The 14,631-nt window shown below is 67.9% G+C and carries 13 protein-coding genes; 2 read left to right on the forward strand and 11 right to left on the reverse strand.

Annotated elements, in window-relative coordinates:
* Positions 1-32: 32 nt before the first annotated feature.
* Both EPA99_RS04835 and EPA99_RS04840 read left to right on the forward strand, forming a co-directional pair.
* Positions 33-473, forward strand: coding sequence for an Hsp20/alpha crystallin family protein (locus tag EPA99_RS04835; RefSeq protein ID WP_129470062.1), 441 nt, complete (start codon positions 33-35; stop codon positions 471-473).
* 104 nt (positions 474-577) lie between these two features.
* Positions 578-1,483 (forward strand): DnaJ C-terminal domain-containing protein, encoded by a 906-nt coding sequence (locus tag EPA99_RS04840; RefSeq protein ID WP_129470396.1) that lies wholly within the window; start codon positions 578-580, stop codon positions 1,481-1,483.
* A gap of 212 nt (positions 1,484-1,695) precedes the next feature.
* Here the strand turns inward: EPA99_RS04840 and pilH are convergent, their stop codons facing one another.
* From pilH to purB, 11 genes are all read right to left on the reverse strand, one after another.
* The gene (gene pilH / locus EPA99_RS04845; RefSeq protein ID WP_129470063.1) at positions 1,696-2,085 is read right to left on the reverse strand and encodes a twitching motility response regulator PilH; all 390 of its coding nucleotides are present in this window, start codon (positions 2,083-2,085) and stop codon (positions 1,696-1,698) included.
* A gap of 93 nt (positions 2,086-2,178) precedes the next feature.
* The gene (locus EPA99_RS04850; protein ID WP_129470064.1) at positions 2,179-3,180 is read right to left on the reverse strand and encodes a YhdH/YhfP family quinone oxidoreductase; all 1,002 of its coding nucleotides are present in this window, start codon (positions 3,178-3,180) and stop codon (positions 2,179-2,181) included.
* 238 nt (positions 3,181-3,418) lie between these two features.
* Positions 3,419-4,012: an LOG family protein gene (locus EPA99_RS04855; RefSeq protein ID WP_129470065.1), complete on the reverse strand. Its 594-nt coding sequence runs from the start codon at positions 4,010-4,012 to the stop codon at positions 3,419-3,421.
* A 169-nt stretch (positions 4,013-4,181) separates the two neighbouring features.
* Positions 4,182-5,618 carry a dihydrolipoyl dehydrogenase gene (gene lpdA, locus EPA99_RS04860; protein ID WP_129470066.1) on the reverse strand — a complete coding sequence of 479 codons (1,437 nt, stop codon included), beginning with the start codon at positions 5,616-5,618 and terminating at the stop codon, positions 4,182-4,184.
* 120 nt (positions 5,619-5,738) lie between these two features.
* A complete protein-coding gene (sucB, locus tag EPA99_RS04865; RefSeq protein WP_129470067.1) occupies positions 5,739-6,953 on the reverse strand; it encodes a dihydrolipoyllysine-residue succinyltransferase in 1,215 nt (404 codons plus the stop codon).
* A 57-nt stretch (positions 6,954-7,010) separates the two neighbouring features.
* Positions 7,011-9,845 (reverse strand): 2-oxoglutarate dehydrogenase E1 component, encoded by a 2,835-nt coding sequence (locus EPA99_RS04870; RefSeq protein ID WP_129470068.1) that lies wholly within the window; start codon positions 9,843-9,845, stop codon positions 7,011-7,013.
* A 186-nt stretch (positions 9,846-10,031) separates the two neighbouring features.
* Positions 10,032-10,940 carry a GNAT family N-acetyltransferase gene (locus EPA99_RS19055; RefSeq protein ID WP_164978564.1) on the reverse strand — a complete coding sequence of 303 codons (909 nt, stop codon included), beginning with the start codon at positions 10,938-10,940 and terminating at the stop codon, positions 10,032-10,034.
* Positions 10,927-12,183, reverse strand: a complete 1,257-nt coding sequence (locus tag EPA99_RS04880; protein ID WP_129470070.1) for a cupin domain-containing protein — start codon at positions 12,181-12,183, stop codon at positions 10,927-10,929. Before EPA99_RS04880 ends, EPA99_RS19055 begins: the two co-directional genes overlap by 14 nt.
* A gap of 15 nt (positions 12,184-12,198) precedes the next feature.
* Positions 12,199-12,549, reverse strand: a complete 351-nt coding sequence (locus EPA99_RS04885) for a DUF2834 domain-containing protein (RefSeq protein ID WP_129470071.1) — start codon at positions 12,547-12,549, stop codon at positions 12,199-12,201.
* Between the two features lie 77 nt (positions 12,550-12,626).
* On the reverse strand, positions 12,627-13,025 hold the full coding sequence (locus EPA99_RS04890) for a VOC family protein (RefSeq protein WP_129470072.1): 399 nt from the start codon (positions 13,023-13,025) through the stop codon (positions 12,627-12,629).
* A 61-nt stretch (positions 13,026-13,086) separates the two neighbouring features.
* Complete coding sequence (purB, locus tag EPA99_RS04895; RefSeq protein WP_129470073.1) at positions 13,087-14,454, reverse strand: adenylosuccinate lyase; 1,368 nt, start codon at positions 14,452-14,454, stop codon at positions 13,087-13,089.
* Positions 14,455-14,631 lie beyond the last annotated feature (177 nt).

A 14,631-nucleotide genomic window follows, 5' to 3' on the forward strand; every position in this document is an offset into this window, starting at 1 on the left:
CAACGGGCCGCATCGACTTGAAGGGCATCCCCATGAATTCCGTGATCTATCGCAGCTGGCCGGCCGCTTCGGCCATCCATCAGCAGCTCAACCAGATTTTCGATCGCAGCGGCAGTGACGCCGGCCAGTGGTCGCCGCGGGTGGACATCCGCGAGAACGCCGAGCGCTTCCTCATCCAGGCGGACCTGCCCGGGGTGGACCTGCAGGCCATCGAGATCCAGATGGAGCGCAACGTGCTCAGCCTGCGCGGCGAGCGGGCCGCGCCGACGCTGGAAGAAGGCGACAAGGCCAGCCGCAGCGAACGCCGCTACGGGCCGTTCGAGCGTCGTTTCGTGCTGCCCGAGACCGCAGACGCCGACGGCATCGTGGCCGAAGGCCGCAACGGCGTGCTGGAGATCACCATCCCCAAGAAGGCCCAGGCCGGCGCGCGCCGCATCCAGGTCGCGGCCAAGGCCGAGCCGTCCGCGCAATAAGCCGAGTGGGGGGGGGCGCTCACGCGTGGCGACGCGATGATGCGCCGGTGGGTAACATGCAAGCCCGCGATCGCAAGGTCGCGGGCTTTTCCGGTGAGGTGACGATGGAATTCAAAGACTATTACGCGATCCTGGGCGTGGAGCCCAGCGCCGGCGAAGCCGAGATCAAGACGGCGTATCGCCGCCTGGCCCGCAAGTACCATCCCGATGTCAGCAAGGAGGCCGGCGCCGAGGACAAGTTCAAGGCGGTCAACGAGGCCTACGAGGCCCTGCGCGATCCGGAAAAGCGTGCCGCTTATGACCAGCTCAAGGCGCGCGGCTATCGCCCAGGCGAGGAGTTCCGCCCGCCACCGGATTTCCGCGGCGGGGGCGCCGGCGGGGGCCAGCCGTTCAACTTCGAGGAGGTGTTCGGCAATGCCGGCGGCGCCGACTCGGGATTCAGCGATTTCTTCGAGAACCTGTTCGGACGCCGCTCGCGCGGCCCGGGTGGCCCCGGTGTCGGCGCGGCGCCTCCGCGCGGCGATACCCGCGCTAAGTTCTCCGTCCCGCTCAAGGCGGTCTACGAAGGCGGCAGTGTCCGCATCCAGGTCGACGGCAAGCAGCTGGACGTGCGCGTGCCCAAGGGCGTCAAGCCCGGGCAGGTGATCCGTCTGGCCGGGCAGGGCGGCAACGGCGCCAACCTGCTGCTTGAGGTGGAGTACGCCGCGCACCCGCAGTTCGAGGTGGACGGTCGCAACATCATCCACGTGTTGCAGGTCACGCCCTGGCAGGCCGCGCTGGGCGCCACGCTGAGCGTGCCGACGCTGGGCGGCGAGGTGGACCTGAAGATTCCAGCGGACTCCGAGGCCGGCCGCAAGCTGCGATTGCGAGGTCGCGGCCTGCCCGGTGCGACGGCGGGCGATCAGATCGTCGAGCTGGAAATCACCGCCCCGCGCGCCACCAGCGACAAGCAACGCCAGGCCTACGAGGCGCTGGCCAAGGCCTTCGAGGGAAGCGCGAGCGCGGCCTGAGCCTTCAGATTTCCGCGGGAGCCTTTGGCGCTTGCAGGGTCTTCAGGTCTGGTGGAAGCCTTCGGATCTTGCGGGAGCTTTCGGGTCGTGTGGGAGCTTTAGGGTTTTATGGGAGCGGCTCCAGGTGCGAAGAGGCTTTCCCGGGAAAGCCCCTTCGCGGCTGATGGCCCTGGGCCACCCAGAGCCGCTCTCGCAAAAAAGTCTGCGCGCCCTCAGGCGGTGGCCGGCGGCCGGTCGATGGTCTGCAGGATGCGCTCGATGACCTCGCTCAACTCGTCTTCCGAGAACGGCTTGGTCAGATAGGCCTTGGCGCCCTGGCGCAGGCCCCACATGCGGTCGGTGTCCTGGTCCTTGGTGGTGACCAGCACCACCGGGATATGCCGGGTGGTGGACTCGCGGCTCAGGGTCCGTGTGGCCTGGAACCCGTTGAGGTTGGGCATGACCACATCCATCAGCACCATGTCCGGCAGCTCGCGCTTGGCGACCTCCACACCGGCAGCGCCGTCCTCGGCGGTGATCGATTCGTGGCCCAGCTTCTCGACGATCCGTTGGATGCCCAGCAGCTGAGACGGCGAATCGTCGACGATCAGAATCCTTGCCATTCGAAAACCCCTGAGTTCCCCGTCCCCATTGTAGGCCGAGTTTGGAGGGCTGTTCATCCGCCTGGCAACCGGTCGGCAGCGGGATCGCTCCGATTATCCGATGCGGATCACGGTCCGCCCCACCGAGCCCCCGGCCAGCATGGCATCGAAGATCTCCGGCAGCTCCTGGAGGGTGGCTTCCCGGGTGCAGATGCGGTCCAGGTGACGGGGCTTCCAGTCCTCGGCCAGGCGCTGCCAGAGCGTGCGGCGCAACTCGCGCGCGGTGCCGGCCGAGGCCACGCCGAGCAGCGATACCCCGCGCAGGATGAAGGGCATGAGGCTGGCGTGCAGGGTGTCGCTGGCGGCCAGTCCGGCGGTGACCACGTTGCCGTAAGGCGCGGTCTGCGCCAGCAGGCTGGCCAGCATCGCCCCGCCGGCATTGTCCAGGCCACCGCCGAAGCGCGTGGACTCCATCGGCCGCGACGTCGCCAGGGCCTGGCGGTCCAGCACCTGCGCCGCGCCGAGCTCCTTGAGGAATCCGTGGCGCTCGGCCTTGCCGCTGATGGCGTGCACCTCGAAGCCGGCCTTGCTGAAGATGTCCACGGCCAGCGAGCCGACGCCGCCGGTGGCGCCGGTCACCGCCAACGGGCCGTGCGCCGGGCTCTGCCGGTTCTCCAGCATCCGGTACAGCGCCAGCGCAGCGGTGAAGCCTGCCGTGCCCAGCACCATGCTCTCGCGCAGCGTCAATCCTTGCGGCAGTGGCACAACCCACTGCGCCGGCATACGCGTGTAGTGGGCGTAGCCGCCATCGCGTGTCTCGCTGAGCCCGCAGCCGGTCAGCAGGACCGCATCGCCCTCGCGGAAGGCCGGGTCGGTGGAAGCCACCACGTGCCCGGCCGTGTCGATGCCCCCGACCAGTGGAAAGCGACGCAGGATCCTGCCCTGGCCTGTCCCCGCCAGCGCGTCCTTGTAGTTGACCGAGGACCAGGCCGACTTGATCACCACCTCGCCCGGGTTGAGATCGTCCAGGCCGATGGATTCGATGCCGCTGCGGTATCCGGCAGCGTCGCTGTGGATACGGAAGGCGGGGAAGCGGGTGGGCGGGGTCGGGGGCATGGGTTCCTGGGCTGGGGGAACTTGGGGGAGAAACGAGTGGAGAGGAACGAGGAACGAGTCGACTAACCCTGACCACATCCCGTAGGAGCGGCTCAAGGTGGCCTAGGGCCATCAGCCGCGAAGGGGCTTTCCGGGGAATGCCTGTTCGCGGCTAAAACCGCTCCCACAGAAGCCTTCGAGGATCCTTGAGATTCCCACACTCGTTCCTCTTTCCTCTCCACTCGTTCCTACCAAGCCCTCACGGCACGACGCTGGCCCGCTTCTCATCGATCCACTTGCTCGCCTGGGCCGGCGTGTAGTTGCGCATCCAGCCCAGCATGGTCTCGATGTCCGCGCCGTACCACAGGTCGGCGCGCTGGTCGGCGTGCAGGAAGCGCTCCTCGACCATGCGATCGATCATGCCGATCAGCGGCGCGTAGAAGCCCTGCACGTCCAGGAAGGCGCAGGGCTTGTTGCCGATGCCGAGCTGGCGCCAGGTCAGCATCTCGAAGATCTCTTCCATGGTGCCGAAGCCGCCGGGCAGGGTGACGAAGCCATCGGCCAGCTCGAACATGCGCGCCTTGCGCTCATGCATGGAGCCGACGATCTCCAGCGTGGTCAGGCCGCGATGGGCCACTTCCCAATCGGCCAGCTGCTGCGGGATCACGCCGGTGACCTCACCGCCAGCGGCCAGCACGGCATTGGCCACAGCACCCATCAGGCCGACGTTGCCGCCGCCGTAGACCAGGCGCAGGCCTTCCTGGGCGATGCGCGTGCCCAGCTCAGTGGCACGTTCGGCGTAGATGGGTTTGTTGCCGGCGTTGGAGCCGCAGTAGACGCAGATGCTTTTCATGATGTGTGTGAGTTTGCGAGGTCGTGTCGTCTTCGGGACCGGGGACCGGGGACCCGGGACCGGAGGGAGAAGCTTAGAACGCACAACGCCGGGCGGGGCCCGGCGTTATGCAGTGGTACGGACGCTTTGGCTTTCCCCGGTCCCCGGTCCCGGGTCCCGAGTCCCGGCTTCAGTTCGCCTTGTGAATGGCGCGCTTGCTCACGGCCATGGCCGCGTCGTGCACCACCTCCGACAGCGAGGGGTGCGCGTGGCAGATGCGGGCCAGGTCGTCGGCCGAACCGCTGAACTCCATGGTCAGCACGCCTTCGTGCACCAGCTCGGAGACGTTCACGCCCACCAGGTGCATGCCCAGCACGCGGTCGGTCTCGGCGTGGGCCAGGACCTTGACGAAGCCGGCCGGCTCGCTCATCGCCACGGCGCGGCCGTTGGCGGCGAACGGGAAGCTGCCTGCCTTGTACGGCACGCCTTCGGCCTTGAGCTGCTGCTCGGTCTTGCCGACCCAGGCGATTTCCGGCTCGGTGTAGATGACCCACGGGATGGTGTCGAAGTTGACGTGGCCGGGCAGGCCCGCGATCAGCTCGGCCACGGCGATGCCTTCCTCGAACCCCTTGTGCGCCAGCATCGGGCCGCGCACGCAGTCGCCGATGGCCCACACGCCGTCCACGCCGGTGTGGCAATGCTCGTCGACCACGATCTGGCCGCGCTCGTTGAGCTGCACGCCGGTGCCCTCGGCCAGCACGCCCTTGGTCGCGGCGCGGCGGCCCACGGCTACCAGCAGCTTGTCCACGGTCAGGGTCTGCTCGCCAGAGGCGTCGGTGTAGGTGACCACCACTTCCTGCTTCTTGCCCTTGCCGGTGACCTCGGTGGCGCTGACCTTGGCGCCCAGCTTGATCTCCAGGCCCTGCTTCTTGAATTCCTTGGCGGCGGCCTTGGCCACTTCGGCATCGGCCACGGCCAGGAAGTCGGGCAGGGCCTCGAGAATGGTGACCTCGGCGCCCAGGCGCTTCCACACGCTGCCCAGTTCCAGGCCGATCACACCGGCGCCGATCACCGCCAGGCGCTTGGGCACTTCGGTGAAGTCCAGCGCGCCGACGTTGTCGACGATGGTCTGGCCATCGAACTTGGCGAACGGCAGCTCGATCGAATCCGAGCCGGCGGCCAGGATCACGTTGGTGCCCTTCAGTTCGACCTCGGTGTCGTCGTGCTGCTTGACCTTGACCACGTTGCCCGGCTGCAGCTGGGCGAAGCCGTAGTAGGCGGTGACCTTGTTCGCCTTGAACAGCATCGCGATGCCGCCGGTGAACTGCTTCACGATCTTGTCCTTGCGACCGACCATGGTCTCCACGTCGATCTTGGCGTCCTTGAAGCTGATGCCGTGGTCGCCGAACAGGTGGCCCATGTTCCAGAACTGGCGCGAGGAGTCGAGCATCGCCTTGGACGGGATGCAGCCCACGCGCAGGCAGGTGCCGCCCAGGGCCGGCTTGCCGTCCTTGCCCAGGGCCGCGTCGATGCAGGCGACCTTCATGCCCAGCTGCGCGGCGCGGATGGCCGCGTGGTAACCGGCCGGGCCGGCGCCGATGACGACGACGTCGTAGTTTTCAGACATGCGGGTAATTCCTTGGAATGAGGATTGAAGGGCTAGGAACGAGGAACGAGAAACGAGAAACGAGAGAAAGCGATCGCGCGCTCCACTCGTTACTCGTTCCTCCGCACTCGTTCCTCGCCCTTACAGACCGAACAGCATCCGGCCCGGGTTCTCCAGCTGGTTCTTGATGTCCACCAGGAACTGCACCGAGTCCTTGCCGTCGATGATGCGGTGGTCGTAGGACAGCGCCAGGTACATCATCGGGGCGATCACGACCTGGCCGTTCTCGGCGATCGGACGCTCCTTGATGGCGTGCATGCCCAGGATCGCGCTCTGCGGCGGGTTGATGATCGGGGTGGACAGCAGCGAACCGAAGGTGCCGCCGTTGGTGATGGTGAAGGTGCCGCCCTGCAGGTCGTCCAGGCCCAGCTTGCCCGCGCGCGCCTTGGCCGCGAAATCGGCGATGCCCTGCTCGACGTCGGCGAAGGACTGGCGCTCGACATTGCGCAGCACCGGCGTCACCAGGCCCTTGTCGGTGGACACGGCGATGGAGATATCGCTGTAGCCGTGATAGATGATGTCATCGCCGTCGATGGAGGCGTTGACCAGCGGGAAGCGTTGCAGAGCGTTGGCGGCGGCCTTGACGAAGAAGCTCATGAAGCCGAGCTTGATGCCGTGGGCCTTCTGGAACTCGTCCTGCAACTCCTTGCGCGCGGCCGAGACCTTGGCCAGGTTGACCTCGTTGAAGGTGGTCAGCATCGCGGTGGAGTTCTTGGACTCCATCAGGCGCTTGGCGATGGTCTTGCGCACGCGGGTCATCGGCACGCGCTCTTCCGGGCGGGCGCCGGCGGCCTTGCCCACGCCACCACCGGCGGCGAACTTGACGATGTCTTCCTTGGTCACCGCGCCACGACGGCCGGTGCCTTCCACCTCGGCCGGGTTGACGCCTTCGGTGATGGCGGTGAAGCGCGCGCCCGGCGGCAGCGAGCCGGTGTCGCCGGCGGCCTTGGGCGCCTCGACCTTGGCGGCCTTGGGGGCTTCGGCAGCGGCGGCCTTGGGCGCCTCGGCCTTGACTTCCGGCTTGGCCTCTTCCTTGGCCGGCGCGGCCTCGGCGGTGGCGCCTTCCTCGATGATGGCCAGCACCTGCGCGGAGGTGACGGTGTCGCCTTCCTGGAACTTGATTTCCTTCAGCACGCCGTCGACCGGGGCCGGCACTTCCAGCACGACCTTGTCCGTCTCCAGGTCCACCAGGTTCTCGTCGCGCTTGACCGCGTCACCGGCCTTCTTGTGCCAGCTGGCGATGGTGGCATCGGACACGGATTCGGGCAGTACGGGGACTTTGACTTCTGTAGCCATGCTTTGAACGTCCTGGAATGAGGGGTCGTTGGTAGAGGTGGGGGGACCGCGCCGGGATTACTCGGCGACGATCTTGTCGGAGAACGGATTGACCAGCGCGTCGGCGACCAGCTGCTGCTGCTCGGCGACGTGTTCGGCCATGTGGCCTGCGGCCGGGGAGGCCGAGCGGGCGCGGCCGGCATAGGCCAGCTGCTGACCCTCGTCCAGGCAGGCCTGCAGATGATGGCGGATCTGATACCACGCGCCCTGGTTCTGCGGCTCTTCCTGGCACCAGATGACTTCCTTGGCGCCGCCGTACTTCTTCAGCTCGGCGCTGAGCAGATCGCGCGGGAACGGATAGAGCTGCTCCACGCGCACGATGGCCACATCGTCCTGTTCGCGCTTGGCGGCGTCCTCGACCAGGTCGTAGTAGACCTTGCCCGAGCACAGCACCACGCGCTTGACCTTGGCCGCGTCGGCCTTGGCATCGCCGATCAGGCGCTGGAACTCGCCGTTGGCCAGTTCCTCCAGCGAGGACACCGCCAGCTTGTGGCGCAGCAGCGACTTGGGCGACATGACGATCAGCGGCTTGCGCGTGGTCATCTTCAGCTGGCGACGCAGCATGTGGAAGGCCTGCGCCGGGGTGGAGGGCACCACCACCAGCATGTTCTCCAGTGCGCACAGCTGCAGGAAACGCTCCAGGCGCGCGGAGCTGTGCTCCGGGCCCTGGCCTTCGTAGCCGTGCGGCAGCAGCAGGGTCAGGCCCGAGATGCGGCCCCACTTGGATTCGCCGGCGGCGATGAACTGGTCGATCACCACCTGGGCGCCATTGGCGAAGTCGCCGAACTGGCCTTCCCAGATGCACAGGGTGTTGGGATCGGTGGTGGAAAAGCCGTACTCGAAGGCCATCACCGCTTCCTCGCTGAGCAGCGAGTCGATGATCGCCACGCGCTCGGGCGACTGCGCCAGCTGGCGCAGCGGCAGGTGATAGGCGTCGGTCTTCTGGTCGTGCAGGATGGCGTGGCGATGGCTGAACGTGCCGCGGCCAACGTCCTGGCCGACCAGGCGCAGGCCGAAGCCTTCGTTGAGCAGGGTGGCGTAGGCCAGGTTCTCGGCGAAACCCCAGTCGCCCGGCAGCTCGCCGGCGGACATCTTGCGGCGGTCGTCGTAGACCTTGGCCACGCGCGAATGCAGCTCCACGCCCTCGGGCACGGCGTTGATCAGCGTGGCCAGGGACTTGAGCTTGTCCATGTCCACCGCGGTGCTCACCGCATCTGACAGCTTGCCTTCCAGCAGCTTGCTCCAGTCCACGAACAGCGGGCTGCTCGGCGGGGTCTTCTCCACGTCGGCAAGCTCGGTGGTGACTTCACCGCCGTCGAGCTTGGCGCGGTAGGCATCGACCATGGCCTTGCCGGCGCCGGCCTCGATCACGCCCGCCTTCTCCAGCTGCTCGGCGTACATCTCGCGGGTGGTCTGGTGCTTGCGGATCACCTGGTACATCAGCGGCTGGGTGATCGCCGGCTCGTCGGCCTCGTTATGGCCCCAGCGGCGATAGCACATCAGGTCGATGACCACGTCCTTGGCGAACTGCTGGCGGAACTCGAAGGCCAGCTTGGTGGCGAACACCACCGCTTCGGGGTCGTCGCCGTTCACGTGCAGCACGGGCGCGGCGATCATCTTGGCCACGTCGGTGGCATAGCGGGTCGAACGCGCGTCCTGCGGGTTGGAGGTGGTGAAGCCGACCTGGTTGTTGACCACGATGTGCACGGTGCCGCCCACGGCAAAGCCGCGGGTCTGCGACATCTGGAACAGCTCCATCACCACGCCCTGACCCGAGAAGGCCGCATCGCCGTGGATCAGCACCGGCAGCACCTGCTTGCGGGCGGCATCCTGGCGACGCTCCTGGCGCGAGCGCACGGAACCTGCGACCACCGGGTCGGCGATCTCCAGGTGCGAGGGGTTGAAGGCCAGCGCCAGGTGCACCGGGCCGCCATCGGTGGCCACGTCGGCCGAGAAGCCCATGTGGTACTTCACATCGCCGGCCGAGGCGTGGTGGTCGTGCTCGAACTTGCCTTCGAACTCGTCGAACAGCTTGCGCGGATTCTTGCCCAGGGTGTTGACCAGGACGTTGAGGCGGCCGCGATGGGCCATGCCGATCACCACGTCCTTGACGCCATCCTTGCCGGCATCGCGGATCAGGGTATCCATCATCGGGATCAGCGAGTCGCCGCCTTCCAGCGAGAAGCGCTTCTGGCCGACGTACTTGGTGTGCAGGTAGCGCTCCAGGCCCTCGGCCGCGGTCAGACGCTCCAGGGTGCGCTTCTTGGTGTCCGCGTCCAGGCCGTAGCTGCCGCCGGCCTGTTCCAGCTTCTTGTAGAACCAGTGCCGCTGTTCGACTTCCTGGATATGCATGAACTCGGCACCGATGGAACCGGTGTAGGTCGACTTCAGGCGGGCCAACAGGTCGCGCAGGGTCAGGCGGTCATGGCCGCCGACGCCGCCGGTGCTGAACTCGCTGTCCAGGTCGCGCTCGGACAGGCTGTGGAAGTCCAGGCCCAGGTCCGGGGCATTGGCCGGCTCGGTCAGCTTCAGCGGGTCCAGCCTGGCGCTGAGGTGGCCACGGGCGCGGTAGGCGGTGATCAGGCGGCCGACGTGGCGCTCGCGCTCGTCCGAAGGCGCCGCGCCGTTGGCGGCGTTGGCGGCCAGCTTGGAGGCCTGGGTGATGTGCTCGATGGCGGCCGAGTGCGGGACATCGCCCGCCTCACGCCCCTTGAACCCGTCGAAGTAGTTCTTCCACTTCGGGTCCACGCTGTCGGGTGCGACCAGGTACTGCTCGTAGAGGTCTTCGACGTAAGCGGCGCTGCCGCCGTTGAGAGGGGAGGACTGCGCAAACTGCTTCAGTAGATTGTCCACGATGGCTTGCCAATGGCGTCTTTGGAGGGAGCTTCGTCCCCGCGACCGGCGTTGCCGATGCCAAGCGGACGAGAAAGCATCAAAAGTATACGCCCGGCCTTTCTGGCGCCCCGGGGGTGTCGGGCGGCAACTGGCAGGGAAATTCCATTCGACGGGAAACGGGATCAGCGACCTTTGTCGCGCTGTTCACAAACCCAGGGCGCGCAGTTCGGCACAGGGACGGGCCCGTTCCCACACCGACGCGAAGCTGTCCCGCAACTGTCGTGCGCGCCCGGCACCGTCCATGTCTGCCTCACCTTCCAGGCGATGACCCAGCGTGCGGAAGTAGTAGCCGCCGCGGTCGTTGACCAGGTAGGCCGACGGATAGGCCTGGTCCACCGGGTCGCTGACCTGGCGCAGGGCGAAGCGGCTGGGCAGGCGCTGGGACAGGGCGAGCAGCGGGGCCGAAGCCCGCTGCGGCGCCTGCGCGTCGTGCAGCAGGATCTGCACCATGGCATCGCGGGTCCCGGTGCACAGCCGGCGGATGCGCTGGACCAGCGCGGGCTGGTCGAGCAAACCGGGATCGAGTTCACGCGAGTAGATGCGCAGCGTGCGGCGGGTGCCGGCGGTGATGCCGATGCAGGCGGCGGCGGCCTGGGCCGGGTCCTCGATCACCACGGCGCCGTCGAAGGCGCGGCGCATGGACTGGTGGGGGATGCCCTCGCGCGAATGGGGCTCGCCCTCGGGGATGAACCCCTGCGCGGCGAAGAAGGCGTGCAAGGCCAGCGGCGCCTCCAGGGTCAGCTGGCGGCAGTGCCGCAGGCGCGCCGCGCCCGCCAGGGCCGCCAGCAGGGCCTGGCCGATGCCGCGGCTGCGCGCCTCGGGCAGGACCAGCAGCGGACCAAGCCGGTGGTCCGGGCTCAGTCGCGCGGTGCCCAGCGGCCTGTCGTCCTGGTCGAAGGCCACCGCGTGCAGGGCGAGGGTGTCCAGCGCAGGCGCGCCGCGCAGGCCAGCCAGGGCCGGCTCGCGCATGACCGCGTCCTGCCACAGGCGCTGCAGGGTGGACTGCAGCGCGGCATGGGACGCCAGTTCGATGCGGGGCTCAGCCGCCCTCATCCTCGTCCTCGGCATCCTCGTCGGCGTTGCCGATCACGTAATGACCGCTGGCGACCAGCTCGGTCACCGCGCGCCGACCGGCGGCGGACAGGCGCGCGAAATCCTCACCGCTGACCGCGTCGGTCGAGGCCAGCCAGGACGCCTCCACGATCGGCATCGGGTGGTCCTGTCCGCTGACGAACAGGGTCGCCTCGCGCTTGCCGCGCCGGCGCCAGGCCATGCGCGCCATCGGGTGGCGGTGCAGCAGCGTGCCATCCCCGGTCAGGGCCTGCTCGACGGCAGCCTCGTTCAAGGCGTCGGCTTCAGCCGGGGCAGCCACTTCACCGGCGCTGCGATAGGTGGTGATGAAGCGGCCGAACCAGTTGGCCAGGCGCTCCGGGTCGTTCATGCGCAAGGCGTTCAATGCGGACACCGCGCGGGTCATGGCATCGGCATCGATTTCGTTCGGATCGACCGGCAGCTTCAGGTCCGGGTCCTGGTAGCGCAGGGCGTCGTCCGCCTCGGCCACCAGCGTGTCCAGGTAATCGCCGATCAGCTCAGCCGCCGAGGGCGCGCGCATGCCGACGGAGAACGTCAGGCACGGATCTTCGGCCACGCCATGATGCGGCACGCCGGGCGGCAGGTACAGCATGTCGCCAGGGCCCAGCACCCAGTCATGGCTGGGGGTGAACTCGCGCAGCAGCTTCAGCTCCACGTCGTCGCGGAAGCCCAGCGGCGGGTTGGGCGAGGCGTCGATCTGCCAGCGGCGATGACCGTGGGCCTGCAGCAGGAACACGTCGTACTGGTCCACGTGCGCGCCCACCGAGCCGCCAGTGGCGGCGAAGCTGACCATGATGTCGTCGATGCGCCAGCGCGGCAGGAACTGGAACGCCTCCAGCAGTTCGCGCACGTCCGCGTCCCACTTGTCCACGTCCTGCACCAGCAGGGTCCAGTCGTGGTCGGGCATGCCGGGGAACTCGTCCTCCTGGAACGGACCACTGCGCACCGACCAGGCATCGCGGGCGCGGTCGTAGCTGATCAGGCGCGAGAGTGCGGCCTCCTCGCAGGCCAACCCGGCCAGGTCGCCCGGCTCGATCGGTGAGACGAAGCCGGGAAAGGCATTGCGGATCAACAGCGGGCGCTTTTGCCAGTAGTGGCGCAGGAACGCCTGCGGCGACATGCCCAACGGGGCGTGGCCGCTGGCATCGACCTCGATGGCCAGGGTTTTGGATGACGGGGAGGTGGCGCGCTTGCTCTTGGACATGAAGAAGGTGATCGGTCAGAACGTGGGTCGATTGGCGTCCAGCGTGCGCTGGCGCAGGTAAAGAAACAATGGAAGCCCGGCCGAGACACCGATGCAGCAGGTGGCCAGCAGCGCCAGCGAAGACCCGGCGATGCGCTGGCGGCGGTTCTCGGACACCACGAAGGCCAGCAGCGCCAGGGCCGAGCACAACACGTCCAGCCCGAAGAAGCCGGCCACCCGGGTGGCGAACAGCTCGCGGATCAGGCCCTGCACATCCAGGCCATGCAGCGCCAGCCAGGGCCAGAACCACAGCAGCGGGATCAGGCTGCCCACGAAGAACAACAGCAGGTAGAGCTGACGTGCGACGGAGAAGCTCAAAGGCGACATGGCGGCATGCCTTGGGTGGGAGGTGGAGCTTGCTTGAAGGGTGAGGGATTGGGTCCTAGGCGCGCGATGGGGCGGGCTCACTGCACGATGGCGTCGTACCCGGCGTCGGTAAACTGGATCAGGCACCAGCCATGACCGAAGGGATCGCGCAGCGTGGCGATGCTGCCCCAGGCCGCATGACGCACTTCGGTTTCGCGGGTCAAGCCGGCCGCTTGCGCACGTGCCAGGGCCAGCTCCAGATCTTCCACGGCCACGTCCAGGTGCACGGGCGTCCAATGCCGGCGGTAGTCGCGTGGCTGCCCGCCAGCGCCGATACTGCCTTCCGGTTGCTGCAGCAGATAGAGCGGCACGGCAGCCCCGAGCAGTTCCAGGCCGCCTTCGCCGATCCGGCGTCCGCGGTGCAGCCCGAACGCCTGGGTGTAGGTGCGCGCCGCCTGCTCCAGGTCAGGCACATCGAGGTTGACCAGCAGCTTCATGCGCAGCGCCGCGCGATGGCGTAGCCGGACCGCCTGCGCATGTCCGGCCGCGCGCGCATCTTCAGACCGCCTTGGCCAGCGATTGGGCCAGGCCCACGTAGCCGCCCGGGGTCAGCGCGCGCAGGCGCTGCTTGGCCTCGGCCGGCAGCTCCAGCGATTCGACGAAGGCCTGCATCGACTCGGCGGTGATGCCCTGGCCGCGGGTCAGCGCCTTGAGCTGCTCGTAGGGATTGGGCAGGCCATGGCGACGCATCACCGTCTGCACGGCTTCGGCCAGCACTTCCCAGGCTGCATCCAGGTCGGCATCCAGGCGCTGCGGGTTCAGCTCCAGCTTGCCCAGGCCCTTGGCCAGCGAGTCCACGGCGACCTGGGTGTGGCCGAAGGCGGTGCCCAGGCCGCGCAGCACGGTGGAGTCGGTCAGGTCGCGCTGCCAGCGGCTGATCGGCAACTTGGCCGAGAAATGCTCGAACAGCGCGTTGGCCACGCCGAAGTTGCCTTCCGCATTCTCGAAATCGATCGGGTTGACCTTGTGCGGCATGGTCGAGGAGCCCACTTCCCCTTCCTTGAGCTTCTGCTTGAAGTAGCCCAACGAGATATAGCCCCAGACATCGCGCGCCAGGTCGATCAGGATGGTGTTGGCGCGGCGGGTGGCATCGCCGATCTCGGCGATGTTGTCGTGCGGCTCGATCTGCGTCGTGTACGGGTTGAACACCAGGCCCAGGCCCTCGACGAAGCGCTGGGCGAAGCGCGGCCAGTCCACGTCCGGGTAGGACACCACATGGGCGTTGTAGTTGCCCACCGCGCCGTTGATCTTGCCGGTCAGCTCCACCGCGGCGATCTGCTTGAGCTGGCGCTCCAGGCGCGCCACGACATTGGCCATTTCCTTGCCCAGGGTGGTCGGCGAGGCGGTCTGGCCGTGCGTGCGCGAGAGCATCGGCTGGCCGGCATGGGCGTGGGCCAGGGCCCGCAGGCTGTTGGCGATGCCCTCCAGGCCCGGCAGCAGCACCTCGCGCCGCGCCTGTTCCAGCATCAGGCCGTAGGAGAGGTTGTTGATGTCCTCGCTGGTGCAGGCGAAATGCACGAACTCCAGGGCCGGGCCGAGCTCGGCATCGCCGGCCAGCTGCTCCTTGATGAAGTACTCCACCGCCTTGACGTCGTGGTTGGTGGTGCGCTCGATCTCCTTCACGCGCGCGGCCTGCGCCGGGGAGAAATTCTCGGCCAGCGCGCGCAGCTGCTGCACGGCGCCCGGGGAGAACGCGGCCAGCTCGGTGATGCCGGGCTCGGCGGCCAGGGCCAGCAGCCATTCCACCTCGACCTTGATGCGGGCGCGGATCAGGCCGTACTCGGAGAAGATCGGGCGCAGGGCATCGACCTTGGAGGCGTAGCGGCCGTCGAGCGGGGACAGGGCGAGCAGGGTGGCTTCGGTCATGGGGATGGCTTGGGTGAGGGAAGATGGGGAAGGCGGCCGCGGCCGGCGCAAGGCGCTGCAGGCGAGCGGGAAGGGCCGGGCGAGCCGGGGCGGGCATTTTACCTGTCATCGGCCTCACGGGCTTGCGCGTATCATCGGCGGCCACTGCAACTGCCAGCTTCAGCGGCTTGACCCGCG

The organism is Pseudoxanthomonas composti (assembly GCF_004122095.1).
Taxonomy (GTDB): domain Bacteria; phylum Pseudomonadota; class Gammaproteobacteria; order Xanthomonadales; family Xanthomonadaceae; genus Pseudoxanthomonas_A; species Pseudoxanthomonas_A composti.

Excerpts from the sequence above, each read along its gene's own strand:
- EPA99_RS04885 (WP_129470071.1), bottom strand. The coding sequence starts at position 12,549 with ATGTCGCCTTTGAGCTTCTCCGTCGCACGTCAGCTCTACCTGCTGTTG.
- pilH (WP_129470063.1), bottom strand. The coding sequence starts at position 2,085 with ATGGCAAGGATTCTGATCGTCGACGATTCGCCGTCTCAGCTGCTGGGC.
- sucB (WP_129470067.1), bottom strand. The coding sequence starts at position 6,953 with ATGGCTACAGAAGTCAAAGTCCCCGTACTGCCCGAATCCGTGTCCGAT.
- EPA99_RS04855 (WP_129470065.1), bottom strand. The coding sequence starts at position 4,012 with ATGAAAAGCATCTGCGTCTACTGCGGCTCCAACGCCGGCAACAAACCC.
- EPA99_RS04840 (WP_129470396.1), top strand. The coding sequence starts at position 578 with ATGGAATTCAAAGACTATTACGCGATCCTGGGCGTGGAGCCCAGCGCC.
- EPA99_RS04880 (WP_129470070.1), bottom strand. The coding sequence starts at position 12,183 with ATGTCCAAGAGCAAGCGCGCCACCTCCCCGTCATCCAAAACCCTGGCC.
- lpdA (WP_129470066.1), bottom strand. The coding sequence starts at position 5,618 with ATGTCTGAAAACTACGACGTCGTCGTCATCGGCGCCGGCCCGGCCGGT.
- purB (WP_129470073.1), bottom strand. The coding sequence starts at position 14,454 with ATGACCGAAGCCACCCTGCTCGCCCTGTCCCCGCTCGACGGCCGCTAC.
- EPA99_RS04850 (WP_129470064.1), bottom strand. The coding sequence starts at position 3,180 with ATGCCCCCGACCCCGCCCACCCGCTTCCCCGCCTTCCGTATCCACAGC.
- EPA99_RS04835 (WP_129470062.1), top strand. The coding sequence starts at position 33 with ATGAATTCCGTGATCTATCGCAGCTGGCCGGCCGCTTCGGCCATCCAT.
- EPA99_RS04890 (WP_129470072.1), bottom strand. The coding sequence starts at position 13,025 with ATGAAGCTGCTGGTCAACCTCGATGTGCCTGACCTGGAGCAGGCGGCG.
- EPA99_RS19055 (WP_164978564.1), bottom strand. The coding sequence starts at position 10,940 with ATGAGGGCGGCTGAGCCCCGCATCGAACTGGCGTCCCATGCCGCGCTG.